The organism is Corallococcus silvisoli, from assembly GCF_009909145.1.
Lineage (GTDB): Bacteria > Myxococcota > Myxococcia > Myxococcales > Myxococcaceae > Corallococcus > Corallococcus silvisoli.
Window position 1 is genome coordinate 217,851 of the sequence record NZ_JAAAPJ010000014.1, and the last position, 14,683, is coordinate 232,533.

Here is a 14,683-nt window from a genome sequence, read left to right on the forward strand (position 1 = left end):
TGAAGGATGGAGGTGACCTGTGATGTCGCGGTTCGTTTCGGTCATTCCCGTGGTGCTGGGGATCCTGTTGGGAGCGGTGGCGGTGGCACAGCCACGTGTCACCGGGGTTCGGGAGCGCAAGGCCCGGCAGCTCACGCTGCGCGTGGAGGAGCCTCCGGTGCCGCATCCGCTGCATGTCGCCGCGGCGGAGGTAACCACCCTCACGTTCGACGCCCCCATCGAACCGGAGTCCGTGGACCGGGCCGCGCTCGCGCCCTACTTCTCGCGGGTCGCGGTGCATGAGGACGTCGTCGTGCTCAAGGCGTCCATGGACGTCCCCGCTGGGAAGGAGCCGGTGCTCACCGTGCGCTTCGCGGGCGCGGGGGCTCCGGAGCGGGTGACCTTCGTGCTCTCCACCGTGGAGGCCGAGGTGGACTCGCAGGTGGAGGTCTTCCGGCAGGGGCGCAGCGCGCAGGACCTGGGGAAGGAGCTCGCGGACCTGCGGGCCCGGTGCGCCGTCACCGAGGCGGGGATCGCGACGCTGCGGGCCCGGTGCGCGCTCAGTGGACTGGGCGGCGCGGTGCTGTCCGGAGCAATCACCCGGAAAGGCGTCGCCGTGGTGTATCTGCCGAACCCCTCCGAGAGCATGGGCCTGCGGGCGGGAGGGCCGCATGCGCTCTACCGCTCCGGGACGGCGCGAGCGCTCGCCACGCGCCTCTTCAATCCCCCGGGGAGCGACCCCTGGGTCCCGGGGCTCGCGCGCGTGATCGCGCAGACGGCCGACGGCAGGGCGCGGGTGCTCCAGGAGCCGCCGCTGCTCATGCATGAACAGCGATTGGAGGCCGGTGCGCAGGCCTTCGTGGTCGTGGAGTGGCAACCCCCGCTGGAAACACCTCCCGGCACCCACCTCACGCTGGAGCTCTGGGATCGCGAGGGCAAGCGCGGTGTCCGTTGGGAGCAGGTGTCTCCATGACAGGCCCTGACAGACCGCTGAACGGAGCAGGCCATGCAGGGTGAGGGGTCTTCCGGGGACGTCTCGCCCCAAGGGAGGGACGCCTTCATCCCCACGGTGTTGGCGGTGGAGGCGCTCCCGCCTGGGACCCTCGTGGGCCCATGGACGGTCCTGCGACGGCTGGCCGCTGGCGGCTATGGCACCGTCTACGTGGCGCGGCGGAGCGACCGCGTCCGCGCCCCATGGGCCGCATTGAAGCTGGCCCGTCAGTCGGACACGCCCTGGTTCTCACGCGAAGCCGAGATCCTCTCGCGCTTGCGCCATCCCGCGGTGCCTCGACTGCTGGCGACCGGAGCATGGCGGCTCGGCGATGGGAGCCATCCCTTCCTGGTGATGGAGTACGTCGAGGGAGAATCGCTCTACGCCTGGTCCCGCGCTCGCAACCCCACGGCCCGTGACGTGGGAGCTCTGCTCGCGCAGGCCGCGGAGGCGCTTGCCTTCGCGCACCAGCGCGGCGTCCTGCACCGTGACTTCAAGGGCGACAACATCCGCATCCGGCCGGGTGGGAAGCTCGTGCTCCTGGACTGGGGCGCGGGCTGGCACCCGGAGGCCGTCCCGCTCACCGGCACCGGCCAGCTTCCTCCGGGGACAGCGCACTACTACAGCCCCCAGTTGCACCTGCGTCGCGTCCGCGCCCTTTCAGGACAGGTGCTGGAGGGTCCCAGCTACTCGGTCGCGGATGAGTTGTACGCCGTGGGCGTCACCTTCCACCGGCTGCTGACGGAGACCTATCCCGCCCCCGCGATGATGGAAGCGGGCGCCCTCCCTCCTCGAGGCCCCGCGACCTCCGCCGTGTCGCGGCTCAATCCGCGTGTACCGGAGGCGCTGGCATCGCTCATCACCCGGCTGCTCGCCTTCGCTCCCGACGCGCGTCCCCCGCATGCGCTCGCGCTGGCCTCCGAGGTCCAGCGGCTCCTCGCGGATGCCCCTCTGGACTGGGACGTGCCCTTGTTCGACTGGGCCTGTCCCCCCTCCCCTCAATCCCGCACCACCCAAGGAGATCCCCTCGCGGCGGGCCCGGTGGCGCCGGGCCAGGAAGCGGCGCTCCAGCACGCGCGCCGCCAGCGCATGGACCGGCTCCAAGGCCTGCGCGCCGCCCGGGAGCTGCGTCGCCGGAGCCCGGCACAGGTCGCCGCCATGGAAGGGCGGGCCATCCGCGCCGCCGCTCCATGGCGCCGCGAACGGGTGCGGCGGGCCCTCTGGCGTCGGAGTGCCACCGGAGCCCTCTTGCTCCTGGCGGCGGTCGGGCTGCTCTGGGGCCTGGGGACACCGCGGAAGCGGGCCTCCGAGGATGCAGCCCCTGTCAGCGCGCCCACCGCGAGGTCCGCGTCACCGTCCATGGCGCGGCCGTCGGGGTCCGACCAAGCTGCCGCGCCCGGGGCGGCCCCTCCTTCCCATGCGCCGCTCCCTCAGGAGACGAGCGCCATGAAGGTTTCACCGACGAAGCAGGCCCCTGGTTCCCTCTCACGCACCCTTGCCCGACGCTGCACGCTCGCGGTCGGCGCGGGGGCCACCCTCCTCTCCTGCGCGGGCGCGCCCCTGGTCCCCAAACCCCAACGCTGCCCCCAGGAGGCGCTGGAGGCGATGAAGGCACTGAACCTGGAGCGGGATGGGAAGGCGACCCTCACGCTCGACGCACGTCATCCCTGGAGCCTGGACGCCGAGACCCTCACCGTCTCCGATGGCGACATCATCAGCGTCCAGGAGGAGGGCTACGGCCGGCTTCCCGAAGGCACCCTGCTCTACGGACACCTGTGGACCGGCGGGGAGCGCGTGGTGGGCCGCTACACCCGGGCGCGGACGCCCGACGGCCGCACCTATCCGGTCTGCATCATCCTCGGGAACCCCGAGGGCTGGTGGAAGGAGAAGGGCTCCAAGCCCGGCGCCGCCATCGTGGACCGGCGCGTGGGCTACACCGTCGTGGACGCGTTCCCCTGAGCCACGCGCGGACAGGGCCTCGCCGATGAGGCCCGCTCGGGGATGAGCCCTCCGCTCCAGAACGCAACGCTCCCCTTCCGCCCATGCCGTTCGAGGAGGCACGGGCCCCGTTGGAGCGGACGCAAGCCGAGCGCCCCTTCCGGATGGCGAACCCACCGGGAGGGAAGACGGGTCGAGTGATGGACGAGCCCACGGGCCCGGCGTGAGAGGGTTTCCCGCGCGCCGGGTTCGTGGGAGCGGAGCCGAGCCAACCATGAACAGCGCTGTCCGGCTCACCGTCGTTCCTCTCCACGCGGGCCCTTGGGGGAGAATCCGCCTACGCAGGTGTGCAGCCCCGTGCACACGCGGCACGCCACCCTGGCGTCCTTCCGCGTGTTTGCGCGTGGCACGCAGGGTGAACGGGTGGCGGCCATGATCAACCGCCACGTCGCTCGTTCCTGCGTCCTCGCTGGCTTCTTCACCGCTCCGGGCATGGCGCTCGCCCAGGAGGAGACGGCTCGCGCTCCGCGCCCTGGCGAATCCGCTCGCTCACGCGGCGCGCTCGCCATTGGCATTCGCGGCCACTCGCTCTCCGTGGCGGCCTCACCCGACGCTCCGACCATCGCCGGGGACTTCGAGTATCCCGTGATGAGATACCTCACGGTGTTCGGAGGCCTGCAGCTCGGCGTGGACATGAACGCCCTGGGCCTCCAGGCCGGCGGACGCCTCTATCCAGGCGGACAGCCCTTCCAGGGATTCTTCCTGTCGGTCCAGGCGGAAGGCGCCTACTTCGATGGAGCCGGGCCGGTGAGCGGAACCCGCAAGTCAGTCGGCGGGCTGCTGGGCTATTCCCAGGTGCTCGGGAACAGATGGTCCATGTCGCTCGGCGCGGGCGCCGATGTCAGCCAGACGCGCAGCGAGACCGTCGTCCCGCCAGACCCGGTGTGCGTCCTCTTCACGCCATGTCTGCTGACCCATCACGAGACGCGTGTGGAGACGCAGGAGGGGGTGAGGCCCCTCGTCCGGGTGGGGGCCGCCTACCGATTCTGAGCGGCCTCTGGATACCCCCGGGTTCGCAACCACCCCGAGCGCCGGACTCAAGAAAAAGCGCGCCGTGCGTGTAGCCACGACCCGATTTTCAGGGTCATTTCGTATCTCATTTCCAGAAGGGGCCCGGGAGGGCTGGGCGCGGTGCCCGGCCGGGCACCCACCCGGGACGGAGCCTTCCACGTGCTTCCAGGAACCGAGCGGTCAGTCTTGGAAGCCTTCCGCCGGGGCGACACCGCGGTGCTCACCCAGGTGTACCGCACCTATTCGACAGAGGTACTGCGCTATCTGTCGCGCAGGTTCTCCGTGCACTCGGAGACAGGCGTGCGCTCCGTGGCGCTCACGCCCCTGGACCTGGACGCGGCCCATCAGGAGACGTTCGTGCGGGCCTTCCGCCCCCACATGCGCCAGGCCTACGACGGCGTGCGGCCCTACCTGGGCTTCCTGCTCACCGTCGCCCGCTCCACCGCCATTGATTTGATGCGCGCCTCCGGCCGCGTGGCCCGGGAAGCCATTCCGCTGGATGACGCGCCGGAGCTCGTGCACGCCCCCACCGACGGGCGCAGCCCCGAGGAGGAGGCCCTGGGCGCCGAGATCCGCTCGCTGGTGCGCCGCTTCCTGGAAGCCCTGCCCGCCGAAGGCCGCGCCCTGGCCCAGCTGCGCTTCATGGACGGCCTGTCGCAGGAGTCCGCCGCGGACCAGCTGAAGCTCACCCGCGGAGAGGTGCGGGTGCGCGAGCGCCGTCTGCGACTGCAGTTCACCGAGCACCTGAAGAACTCGGGGTGGTTGGACAGTGACGCCGCACCGGGACGTCTGGAGCTGGGCGCCCTGCTGGCCACCCTGTCCCTGTGCGCCCTCTCATCCGGGAGCCTCCCATGAAGTGGTACGAACGACATGCGGACGCGGGGCTGACGCGCTGGTCCCTGGGGGAGCTATCCGCTCCCGAATCCTCGCGGCTCCTGCGCCACGCGCACGCCTGTGCCCGCTGTGGCGTCCGGTATGACAAGTGGGCCCACGCCCACCGCGTCTTCGAGTCCGGCCAGACGGACACCCCCACCGCCCTGGAGCTGGAGGCGCTCACCGCCGCGGGCCTGGAGGCCGCCCTCGGCGCCGCGGTGCCCTCGGACGCGACCCCGGCCCGGTGGCCCACCCTGGCGGTGCTCGGCGCGACGCTCGCGGCCCTCTTCCTGTCGGTGATGGTGACGCCCACGTCCGTCGGCCCCACCATCGCCGCGCCCACCGAACCCGAGTTCAGCCCGCGGGGGGCCGTGCATGACCCGGCCCCTCCCATCCTCCTCCCGCTGGCGCAGCCGGTGCTGCGCATCTTCTGCTCGGCGCCAGGCGAGCGGATGCGCGAGCTGCACTCCGGGACCGCCTGTGCGCCGGGGGCCAAGCTGGCGTTCGCGGCCGGGGCCCGCACGCCCTACGCCCACGTGGCGGTGCGGGTGCGCGCCGGGGGCCATGAGGAGGTCAACGGCCCCTACGCGCTCAGCGGCAAGGCAGGCGAAGAGGGTCCCCTGGACCTGACGGTCGTCCTGCCCGCGACCCCCGATATGGCCGAAATCACCGCGACGTTCTCCGAGCACCCGGACGCCACCCTGGCGGCCCTGCGGAGCGGAGTAACGGAGGGGGTGGTGGTGCTCAGGCAGGAGGTCCAGGTAAAGGATTCTCCATGAAGAAGCTGGAAGTGCTCCTGGGAGCGGCCCTGCTGATGGCGGCTCCCGAGGCATTCGCTGAGACCGTGCGACGGGCGCTCGTCATCGCCCACAATGGCAGTGACGACCCGTCGCTCGCGCCCCTGCGCTACGCGGACGACGACGGCGTGCTGTGGGCGGAGACGCTCAAGCGGCTGGGCGTGGAGACCACGCTGCTGGTGGATCCGGACGACTCCACGCGCCAGGCCGGCAGCCTGATGCTCCAGTCCGCGCAGCCTCCCACGCGCGCCGCGGTGGAGCAGGCGGTGAAGCGGCTCCAGGCCGCGGCGCTCGCGGACCGCGCGGCGGGGCGCCAGACGGACGTGCTCATCGTCTACGTGGGCCATGGCAACACGGACAGCGCGGGCCGCGCCTACTTCACGCTCGCCGACGCGCGCCTGGACCGGACCAGCCTCTACGCGGAGGTCGTGGATCCGATGGGCGCGGACTACGTCCACGTCATCGCGGATGCCTGCCGCGCGTCGGGCGTGGTGGGCCGTCGCGGGGGCACGCCGGACGCGGCGGTGCTGGCGGAGCTGCGCGGGGTGCTGGCGCGCGAGCAGCTGACGTCGCGGCCGAACGTGGGCGCCCTCTTCGCGGAGAGCGAGGACGGGGAGACGCACGAGTGGTCGCGCATCCGCGCGGGCGTCTTCAGCCACGTGGCGCGTTCGGGCCTCCTGGGCGGCGCGGACATCAACGGCGACGGGCAGGTGGAGTACAGCGAGCTGGCCGCGTTCGTGGCCGCGTCGCTGCACGGCGTGAAGGGCCTGCCCGCGCGCCTGTCCGTCAACGCCTTCGCGCCCACGGCCGCGCCCCGCCGCCCGCTGGTGGGCCCCGCGCCGGAGGGGCCCCGCGTCACCTTCCCCGCGGGCTTCGCGTACGCGCGCATCTCCGTGGAGGACGCGGACGGCCAGCGGCTGGTGGACGTGCGGCGCTCGGAGCAGCAGTGGACGCGGATCCTCCTGCCCCCGCGCGACGTGTACTGGGTGCGCGCGCCGAACGCGGAGGCGCGGCTCACGCTGGCGCAGCTGTCCGCCGGCACGCCCGAGCTGCGCCCCCGGGAGTTGCAGGAGCGAGGCCCCGCGGAGGAGGCGCTCCGCCGCGGCCTGTTCTCCGTGCCGTTGGACCGCCCCTTCTACGAGGAGTACGTGGCCGCCGCGGGGCTGGTGCCGGTGGACTTCACCGGCCTCCAGACGCCCGTCATCGGCGGGTCCCTGTCCCCGCTGGCGGCGGCGCCGTCTGGCTGGACGTCCGGGCTGGAGCTGGGCCTGGGCGCGGGGCGCTCGCCCCTGGGGCTGGCGAAGTTCGCCACCGGGCCCAGCCTGTCGTGGCGCACGCCGTCCTCGGTGCACCTGCTCTACTACGGCGCGCGCGGGGCGTATGGCGTGACGCCGCTCGCGAGCCGGGACGGCATCCGGCTGCACCGCTTCACCGTGGAGGGGCTGGTGGGGTTGGAGAGTCCCACGCGCGTGCCGCTGTTCGCGGAGGTGGGCGTGGGCTGGGGCCTGTTGGGCCTGACGGCGCCGGGCTTCCGCCAGGCGGACCCGCTGCTGCTCACCGGCCACGTGGCCGCGGGCGTGATGGGCCGGCTCGCGGGGATGAAGTTGCGGCTGTCGGCCCAGGTGGGCCTGGACCGAGTCACCGCCAACGGCCAGACCGGGACGGATCCGCAGTACGGCCTGGAAGTGTCCCTGAGGCGCTAACGGACGCGGGCCGGAGCCGTGGGCCGCGCCCTGTCCCGCGCACGCCGCGCCCACCCCGAGCCCTTGGCGGATCCTTCCGATGCCCCGTTCGCGCCTCCTGCCCACCGTGTTGTCGAGCGCCGTCCTGGCCGCGGCGGTGCTCGCCAGCTGCGACCCCATCTGCCTGGACGGGGTCTCCCCGCCCGGACCGGGCCGCGAGTACCAGAGCGTGTCCGGCGCCTGCGTGGCGGTCGTGGTGACCAGCCCCGACGCTGGCGGGAGCGACGGCGGCACGGACGCGGGCGACGCGGGTGAAGACCCCGACGCCGGCCCGGGCGAGCAGTCCTGCGGCAAGTCGGGCTGGACGACCCAGGTGCTGGATGAAGGCCTGGACAGCCTCAGCGCGACGTTCGTCTTCGACGCGCGGGGCGTGGGCCACTACGCCTATTCCAAGGACTCACACCTGTACGTGGGCACGACCCGGCCGGGGGACGCTCCGATGCAGGTCGGCGGCGTTGCGACGGCCTACGACGTGAACATGGCGGTGGCCGCGGACGGCACGCACCATGTGCTGTTCCAGCAAGGTGATTCCTTCGGCTACGCGCACGACACCGGCGGTGTCTGGCATTCGGAGCTGTTGGGAAAGGGCTGGATCGGCGCCATCGCGCTCGACTCCCAGGGAGCGCCGCACCTCTTCATTGGCCAGCCCTCCATGCTGATGGGCTATCTGTACGGGACGCGCTCCGAAGACGGAACCTGGAGCCTGACCCCGCTGAATGCGCTTGGCATCGCGGGCGATCGCGAGCGGCTGGTGGTGGATGCCGCGGGCCACCTCCACACGGTGTTCGTGCGCACGCTCAGCGGGAGCTTCCAGGCCGTGTACGCGACCAACGCGGCGGGAACCTGGACCGAGGAGCCGCTGGACTGGACGATTCCCAATGGCTCGCCACGCTTTCGAATCGCGCTCCGGGTGGACGCGGCCGGGCAACCTTCCCTTCTGGGCTCCGACAGCCAGGGCGCGTCTCTGTGGGTGAAGGATGGCAGCGGCTGGAAGCAGCAGAGGCTCGGGGGCCTCTTGAGCCGCGGCCCCTCGCTGACGGAGAGCCCTTCGGGGCTGGGGGTGGCCCTGCTGGATGACGCGGCCCCGGACGCGAACTCGAGCGGAAGCCCCAGCCAGTGGGTCGTGAAGACATGGGACGGCCCGAGCGTCGTCGGAACGACGCCGCCCGCGCTCCTGGAGACGCGGGATGGCGGGAACGCGCTCCTCGGTGACTCCGCGGTGCACGTGGACGCCCAGGACGCGGTGCAGGCAGGCCTCTTCTACATCCACTACACCTCCCCGGATGGCGGCGGCCTGCCCCAGATGACACGCGGCCTGCGCTACGCGCGCTACTGCCCATAGGCCCGCGCACGCCGCGCCCCTGGCGGATTCTTCCCATGCCCCGTTCGCTCCTCCTGCCCACCGCGTTGTCGAGCGCCGTCCTGGCCGCGGCGGTGCTCGCCAGCTGCGACCCCATCTGCCTGGACGGGGTCTCCCCACCCGAACCGGGCCGCGAGTACCAGAACGTGTCCGGCACCTGCGTGGCGGTCGTGGTGACCAGCCCTGACTCCGGAGGGAGTAACGACGGAACGGACGCGGGCGACGCGGGCGAAGACCCCGACGCCGGCCCGGGCGAGCAGGCCTGCGGCAAGTCGGGGTGGACGACGTGGGTGGTGGACGAGGGGCTGGATGTCATCACCGCGGGCTTCGCCTTCGACGCGCAGGGCGTGGGCCACTACGCCTATTCGAAGAACTCGCGCCTGTATGTAGGCACCACCCGCCCGGGCGACGGCCCAGCGCAGGCGGGCGACGTCTCGCCCCTCTATGACGTGCACATGGCGGTGGCCGTGGACGGCACCCACCACGTGCTGTTCCAACAGGGAGACTCCTTCGGCTATGCGCATGACACGGGAGGGGTCTGGCGCTCACAGCTGCTGGGGAAGGGCCGGGCCGGGGCCATCGCGCTCGATCCCCAGGGAGCGCCGCACCTGCTCGTCGAACAACCCGGCTCCGAGAGACAGACCTACGTGCATGGCGCCATTGGCGACGGGGGAACCTGGACCCTGAACCCGCTCCCAGTGCCAATCCCGCTGGGCGATCGCGAGCGGCTGGCGGTGGATGCCGCCGGCCATCTCCACGCCGTGTTCCTGCTCACGCTGGGCCTCGACGAAAGCCAGGTCGTGTACGCCAGCAACACGTCCGGGACCTGGGCCACCGAGCCTCTGGACTGGATGGTTCCCCTGGGCTCGCCACGACTGCGCGTCGCGCTCCAGGTGGACGCGGACGGGCGGCCCGCCCTGCTGGGCTCCAACAACCAGGGAGCGTGGCTGTGGCGGAAGGAGGACAGCGGCTGGAAGGCCCGCGGGCTGGGGCCCTTCATGAGCCGTGGCCCCGCGCTGCAGCTGGGGCCCGGGGACCAGATGTCGACCCTGCTGGATGACGCGGACCCGTTCTCGAACGTCGACGACAGCAGCGGCCAACTGGTCGTGCAGTCGCTGACGGAGTCTGGCCGCGTCGGCTCGACACCGCCCCTGACCCTGGAGACGCTGGATGGAGGAAACGCGCGCGCCAGTGCTTCCGCGGTGTACGAGGATCTCGTGGACGGCAGGGCCCGGAGACAGGTGGGCTTCACCTACGTGCGTTTCTTCCACCCCAAGGACGGGGGCACCTCCGTGACGACACGCGGCCTGCGCTACGCGCGTTACTGCCCGTAGGCCCCGGGCGGACAGCCAGCGGTTGCGGGGCGCGGAAACCGGCGCCTACAGTCGCCGCGCCTTGAGCGAGTCCGTCCCGAACCCGAGTCCCCCGTCCCCCTCCCCCGCCGCGTCCCACCGGGCCCTCGTCGTCGCGCGAGTGCTGGCGGTGCTCGGAGGGCTGGGCTGGTTCCTGTGGATGGGCGGAGGGCCGGTGCTGCCGCCCACGCGCATCGACTGGATGATGCGCGAGGACTGGGCCGCGCACATCTTCGGCTGGCTCTTCTTCCGCAACGCGGACTGGCAGCTGCCGCTGGGCGCGGCGCCCAACCACTTCTATCCCTACGGCTCGTCGGTGGCGCTCACGGACGGCAACCCGTGGTTCGCCGTCCTCCTCAAGCCCTTCAACGGGCTGCTGCCCGTGGACTTCCAGTACACCGGACCGTGGCTGGGCCTGTGCTACGCGCTGATGGGCTACTTCGGCGCCCGGCTGGTGGAGACGGTGTCCCCCCGCCCGGTGCCCGTGGCGCTGGGCGGCGCGCTGCTGGCGCTGTCGCCGGTGATGGCGGCGCGCTTCGGCCACCCCACGCTGTGCGCGCACTGGCTGCTGGTGGCGCTGCTGTGGCTCAACCTGCGCGACGTGGCGGACGCGCGCGCCGCGACGCGGAGCCTGGGCCTCGCGGCCCTCTTCAACGCCATCGCCTCCGGCACCCACCCGTACTGGGTGGCCATGCTGATGCCGCTGACGCTGGCGCTCGGGGTGCGGCTCGTCTGGAGCCGGAAGCTCGGCCTCGCGCGCGTCGCGGGGGCCTGCGCGGGCATCGCGGCGCTGGACGTGGGGCTGTTCGCCCTCTTCGGCTACTTCGGCGGGAGCGGCCTGGGCGCGGAGGGCTTCGGGGACTTCTCCGCGGACCTGGCCACGCTGGTGAACCCGCTGGGCTGGTCGCGACTGCTGCCGGACCTCCCCGCGGCGCCCCGGCAGGGCGAGGGCTTCGGCTACCTGGGCGCGGGGGCCTTGCTGCTCCTCGCGCTCGCGGCCGTGAGCCTGCCGCTGCGCTCGCGTGAAGCGCGCGCGCTGGACTGGCGCCGGGGGCTGCCCGCGGCGGTCGTGGTGCTGCTGATGGCTGTCTACGCGCTGTCCTCGCGCGTGACGTGGCTGGGCCAGCCGGTGGCGGACCTGGGCGCGCTGTACGCGCCGCTGGTGAAGGCCACGAACGCGTTCCGCGCCTCGGGCCGCTTCGTGTGGCCGCTGGACTATCTGCTCGTCGTCGGCGCGGTGCTGCTGGTGGTGCGCCTGTGGAGGGGCGTGCCCGGCGTCGCCGGGGCCGCGCTGGCGGTGGCGCTGGCGGTGCAGGCGTACGACGCTCGTGAAGACAAGAGCGCCCTCTTCAAGCCCGTGCGCTTCCAGCGCCTGCGGTCTCCGGACTGGGCCGCGCTGGAGGGCCCCTACCAGCACCTGGCCCTCTTCCCACCGCATGTGCAGTGGGTGTGCCGGTACGACGAGCCGCTGGTGAACGCGCTGGCGTATCAGGCGTACCGGCTGAAGCTCACCTTCAACAGCGGCTACGCGTCGCGCACACCCCAGGCCCTGGAGGCGGAGTGCCACGCGCCGCTGCCCCCGGGCGGACTGGACGCGCGCACCGCGTACGTGGTGCTGCCCGAACACCTGCGGCCCTTCCTCGATGCGGGCGCGAGGTGCGGCCGGGTGGAGGGGCTGCCGGTGTGCGTGGTGGCCGGCAACACGGACGCGTTCGCCCAGGGGCTCGCGCGACAGCCCCTCCGTTGATGCGCCGCGACACTGAATTTCCTTTCAGTGTCCCTCCCCAGCGCTGTTACCTTCCAGGTAACCCGGATCACCCGGGCGCACAGCGAGGGGAGCAACCATGCCGACGATGACGAAGCACGCCGCGGGGACGGTGTCCTGGGTGGACCTGATGGCCTGGGACCTGGAGAAGGCCCAGGACTTCTATGGGGCGGTGTTCGGCTGGACGTTCGGGCCCAGCTTGAAGGAGAACGGCTACTACACGATGGCCCGCACGCAGGGCAGCGAGGTGGCGGCGATGATGCCGCGCCCCAAGGACTCGCCCGCCCCCTCGGCCTGGAACGTCTATTTCGCCGTGGAGAGCGTGGACCGCTCCGTCGCCCGTCTGAAGGAGCTGGGCGGCAAGGTGATGATGGAGCCCATGGACGTCAGCGAGGCGGGGCGCATGGCCTTCTGTCAGGACCCGACCGGGGCGGCCTTTGGCTTCTGGCAGCCGAACAAGTTCCCTGGCGCGGGCCGGGTGAACGAGCCCGGCACCATGGCCTGGCACGAGGCGAAGACGCGCGATGGCGAGAAGGCCGTCGCCTTCTACAAGGACCTCTTCGGCATGACGGCGGACAAGATGCCGGGGGAGCAGATGCAGTACTGGGTCCTGAAGAAGGACGGCGGTGAGGCGGCGGGCGTGATGCAGCTGGACGCGAAGACCCCCGCCAACGTGCCGGCCCACTGGATGGTCACCTTCGCCGTGGGCAACACCGACGAGACCGCGGCCACCGTCGCCCGCAAGGGTGGCACGGTCATCATGGCGCCGTTCGACTCGCCCTACGGCCGCATCAGCATCGTCGCCGACCCCGGCGGCGCGGCCTTCGGCATCATCACCCTGGCGCGACCGCCGAAGCCGTAGTCCGCGGCTGCCGCATCAAGGCGTGAGGGCCGCCATCGCGGCGGCCATCACCTGCTTCACCGGCACGCCGGCGGCCCGCGCCACGCGGACGCAGTCGTCGAACTCCGGGTGCGCGTTGAGCACCCGGCCGTCGCGCAGGCCCCGCTTCACGCGGACCTTGCCCCACGGCGTCTCCACCTCCACCCAGTCGCGCTCCAGCGCGTGGCGCTCCACCCGGTGGTAGCGCACGCCCAGCGACGTGGACTCGTGCAGCACCGCGTCCACCACCGCCTCGCGCAGGCCGCCCTCCACCAGCGCGCCCAGCAGGTGCGCGGGCCGGCCCTTCTTCATCACCACCGGGGACACCCACGCGTCCTTCGCGCCCACCTCCAGCAGCCGCTCCACCAGATAGGCCAGCAGCTGCGGCGTGGCGTCATCCAGGTTCGCCTCCACCACCCACAGCCCTTCGGTGGCCTGCGCCTCCACGCGGCCCAGGGACGCGCGCAGGACGTTGGGCCGGTCGCGGAAGTCCTTCGTCCCCACGCCGTAGCCCACCTTCTCCACGATGAAGTCCGGCGGGTGGCCAATCCGCGTCAGCACCTTGAGCAGGGCCGCGCCCGTGGGCGTGGTCAGCTCGCCCACGCCCTCGAAGCGCACGGGCACGTCGCGAAGCAGCTCCAGCGTCGCGGGCACGGGGATGGGCATCTGCCCGTGCGCCACGCGGATGGTGCCGCTGCCCAGGGGCGGCGGCGCGGCGTGCACCTCCGGGTCCCCCAAGAGCTCCAGCACCACCGCCGCGCCGCAGATGTCCACGATGGAGTCCACCGCGCCCACTTCATGGAAGTGGATGTCGTCGATGGACACGCCGTGCACCTTCGCCTCGGCCTCGCCGATGGCGCGGAACACCGCCAGCGCCCGCGACTTCGCGCGCTCCGGCAGCGTGGGGGCCGCTTCGATGAGCCGGCGGATGTCCGCGTAGGCGCGGTGCGGGTGCGCCTCCTTCGCGTCCAGCACCACGTCCAGGTGCGTGCCGCTGATGGCGTGGCGCACCGCGCGCGACACCGCCAGCTTCCAGCCCGGCACGCTCAGACCGGAGAGGGCCTGGGCGAGCGCATCCGGCGACACGCCCAGGTCGATGCCCGCCGCCAGGAACATGTCCCCGGCGATGCCGCCCACGGGCTCCAGGTAGAGGATGCGTCGCATGGCTCTCAGCGCCGTCCCTTCGTGCGGGAGATGAGCGCCGCGTAGAAGCCGCCGCCAAACCCGTTGTCGATGTTCACCGTCGCCACGTTGGAGGCGCACGAGTTCACCATCGCGAGCAGCGCGGAGATGCCCTTCAGGTTCGCGCCGTAGCCCACCGACGTGGGCACCGCCACCACCGGGATGCCCACCAGGCCGCCCAGCGCGCTCGCGAGCGCGCCCTCCATGCCCGCCACCACCACCGCGACGTGGCACTCCTGGATCTCCTCCCGGCGGCGCAGCAGCCGGTGGATGCCCGCCACGCCCACGTCGTAGACGCGCCGCACCTGGGCGCCCATGGCCTCCGCGGTGAGCGCGGCCTCCTCCGCCACGGGGATGTCGCTGGTGCCCGCCGTCACCACCGCGATGAGGCCCGCCTTCACCTTGCGCTGGCGCAGGTGGAAGATGCGCGCCACCGGGTGGTACTCGGCCTTGGGGAAGCGCGCGAGCAGCGCCTCCGCCTTGTCCGGCTGCAGCCGCGTCACCAGCACCGTCTGCTTGCGCTCCACCAGCGCGCCCACGATGCCCAGCAGCTGCTCCACCGTCTTGGGCTCGCCCAGCACCACCTCCGGGAAGCCGAAGCGCAGGTTGCGGTGCGTGTCCAATGTCGCGTAGCCCAGCTCCGCGTACGGGAGGTCCTTGAGCTTGCCGACCGCGTCGTCGAGCGTGACCTTGCCCGTCTTCACCTGCCCCAGCAGGGCCCTGAGCGCCTTCTCGTCCATGGGCGACCCTCTA

General features: G+C 72.2%; 12 protein-coding genes. 10 read left to right on the forward strand and 2 right to left on the reverse strand.

Translation table 11 applies throughout. The features are described 5' to 3' along the window. Window positions 1-22 precede the first annotated feature (22 nt). The 10 genes from GTY96_RS26995 (at window position 23) to GTY96_RS27040 (ending at window position 12,730) form a co-directional block, all read left to right on the forward strand. Window positions 23-952: a DUF2381 family protein gene (locus tag GTY96_RS26995; RefSeq protein WP_143902783.1), complete on the forward strand. Its 930-nt coding sequence runs from the start codon at window positions 23-25 to the stop codon at window positions 950-952. Window positions 953-985: 33 nt separating this feature from the next. Beyond that, a complete protein-coding gene (locus GTY96_RS27000) occupies window positions 986-2,929 on the forward strand; it encodes a serine/threonine protein kinase (RefSeq protein WP_161666234.1) in 1,944 nt (647 codons plus the stop codon). A gap of 336 nt (window positions 2,930-3,265) precedes the next feature. Continuing rightward, window positions 3,266-3,958 (forward strand): DUF3575 domain-containing protein, encoded by a 693-nt coding sequence (locus GTY96_RS38610; RefSeq protein WP_161666235.1) that lies wholly within the window; start codon window positions 3,266-3,268, stop codon window positions 3,956-3,958. Between the two features lie 207 nt (window positions 3,959-4,165). Then, window positions 4,166-4,834 carry an RNA polymerase sigma factor gene (locus GTY96_RS27010; RefSeq protein ID WP_235685892.1) on the forward strand — a complete coding sequence of 223 codons (669 nt, stop codon included), beginning with the start codon at window positions 4,166-4,168 and terminating at the stop codon, window positions 4,832-4,834. Continuing rightward, window positions 4,831-5,631 carry a hypothetical protein gene (locus GTY96_RS27015; RefSeq protein ID WP_143902792.1) on the forward strand — a complete coding sequence of 267 codons (801 nt, stop codon included), beginning with the start codon at window positions 4,831-4,833 and terminating at the stop codon, window positions 5,629-5,631. Before GTY96_RS27010 ends, GTY96_RS27015 begins: the two co-directional genes overlap by 4 nt. Beyond that, window positions 5,628-7,352 carry a caspase family protein gene (locus GTY96_RS27020; protein ID WP_161666236.1) on the forward strand — a complete coding sequence of 575 codons (1,725 nt, stop codon included), beginning with the start codon at window positions 5,628-5,630 and terminating at the stop codon, window positions 7,350-7,352. Before GTY96_RS27015 ends, GTY96_RS27020 begins: the two co-directional genes overlap by 4 nt. Before the next feature lie 79 nt (window positions 7,353-7,431). Further along, window positions 7,432-8,733, forward strand: a complete 1,302-nt coding sequence (locus tag GTY96_RS27025; RefSeq protein ID WP_161666237.1) for a hypothetical protein — start codon at window positions 7,432-7,434, stop codon at window positions 8,731-8,733. Window positions 8,734-8,768: 35 nt separating this feature from the next. Further along, window positions 8,769-10,085: a hypothetical protein gene (locus GTY96_RS27030; RefSeq protein WP_161666238.1), complete on the forward strand. Its 1,317-nt coding sequence runs from the start codon at window positions 8,769-8,771 to the stop codon at window positions 10,083-10,085. Window positions 10,086-10,146: 61 nt separating this feature from the next. Next, window positions 10,147-11,850, forward strand: coding sequence for a DUF6311 domain-containing protein (locus tag GTY96_RS27035; RefSeq protein WP_161666239.1), 1,704 nt, complete (start codon window positions 10,147-10,149; stop codon window positions 11,848-11,850). A gap of 97 nt (window positions 11,851-11,947) precedes the next feature. Continuing rightward, the gene (locus GTY96_RS27040; RefSeq protein WP_143902802.1) at window positions 11,948-12,730 is read left to right on the forward strand and encodes a VOC family protein; all 783 of its coding nucleotides are present in this window, start codon (window positions 11,948-11,950) and stop codon (window positions 12,728-12,730) included. A gap of 15 nt (window positions 12,731-12,745) precedes the next feature. Here GTY96_RS27040 and larC read toward each other — a convergent pair whose 3' ends face one another. Further along, complete coding sequence (gene larC / locus GTY96_RS27045) at window positions 12,746-13,912, reverse strand: nickel pincer cofactor biosynthesis protein LarC (protein WP_186001940.1); 1,167 nt, start codon at window positions 13,910-13,912, stop codon at window positions 12,746-12,748. 5 nt (window positions 13,913-13,917) lie between these two features. Next, window positions 13,918-14,670 carry a nickel pincer cofactor biosynthesis protein LarB gene (larB, locus tag GTY96_RS27050; protein ID WP_143902804.1) on the reverse strand — a complete coding sequence of 251 codons (753 nt, stop codon included), beginning with the start codon at window positions 14,668-14,670 and terminating at the stop codon, window positions 13,918-13,920. Window positions 14,671-14,683: the final 13 nt, after the last annotated feature.

What these genes read in the sequence shown, in the direction of transcription:
- GTY96_RS27000 (WP_161666234.1), top strand. Translation starts at nt 986, where the DNA reads ATGCAGGGTGAGGGGTCTTCCGGGGACGTCTCGCCCCAAGGGAGGGAC.
- GTY96_RS27020 (WP_161666236.1), top strand. Translation starts at nt 5,628, where the DNA reads ATGAAGAAGCTGGAAGTGCTCCTGGGAGCGGCCCTGCTGATGGCGGCT.
- larB (WP_143902804.1), bottom strand. Translation starts at nt 14,670, where the DNA reads ATGGACGAGAAGGCGCTCAGGGCCCTGCTGGGGCAGGTGAAGACGGGC.
- GTY96_RS27015 (WP_143902792.1), top strand. Translation starts at nt 4,831, where the DNA reads ATGAAGTGGTACGAACGACATGCGGACGCGGGGCTGACGCGCTGGTCC.
- GTY96_RS27030 (WP_161666238.1), top strand. Translation starts at nt 8,769, where the DNA reads ATGCCCCGTTCGCTCCTCCTGCCCACCGCGTTGTCGAGCGCCGTCCTG.
- GTY96_RS27025 (WP_161666237.1), top strand. Translation starts at nt 7,432, where the DNA reads ATGCCCCGTTCGCGCCTCCTGCCCACCGTGTTGTCGAGCGCCGTCCTG.
- GTY96_RS26995 (WP_143902783.1), top strand. Translation starts at nt 23, where the DNA reads ATGTCGCGGTTCGTTTCGGTCATTCCCGTGGTGCTGGGGATCCTGTTG.
- GTY96_RS27040 (WP_143902802.1), top strand. Translation starts at nt 11,948, where the DNA reads ATGCCGACGATGACGAAGCACGCCGCGGGGACGGTGTCCTGGGTGGAC.
- larC (WP_186001940.1), bottom strand. Translation starts at nt 13,912, where the DNA reads ATGCGACGCATCCTCTACCTGGAGCCCGTGGGCGGCATCGCCGGGGAC.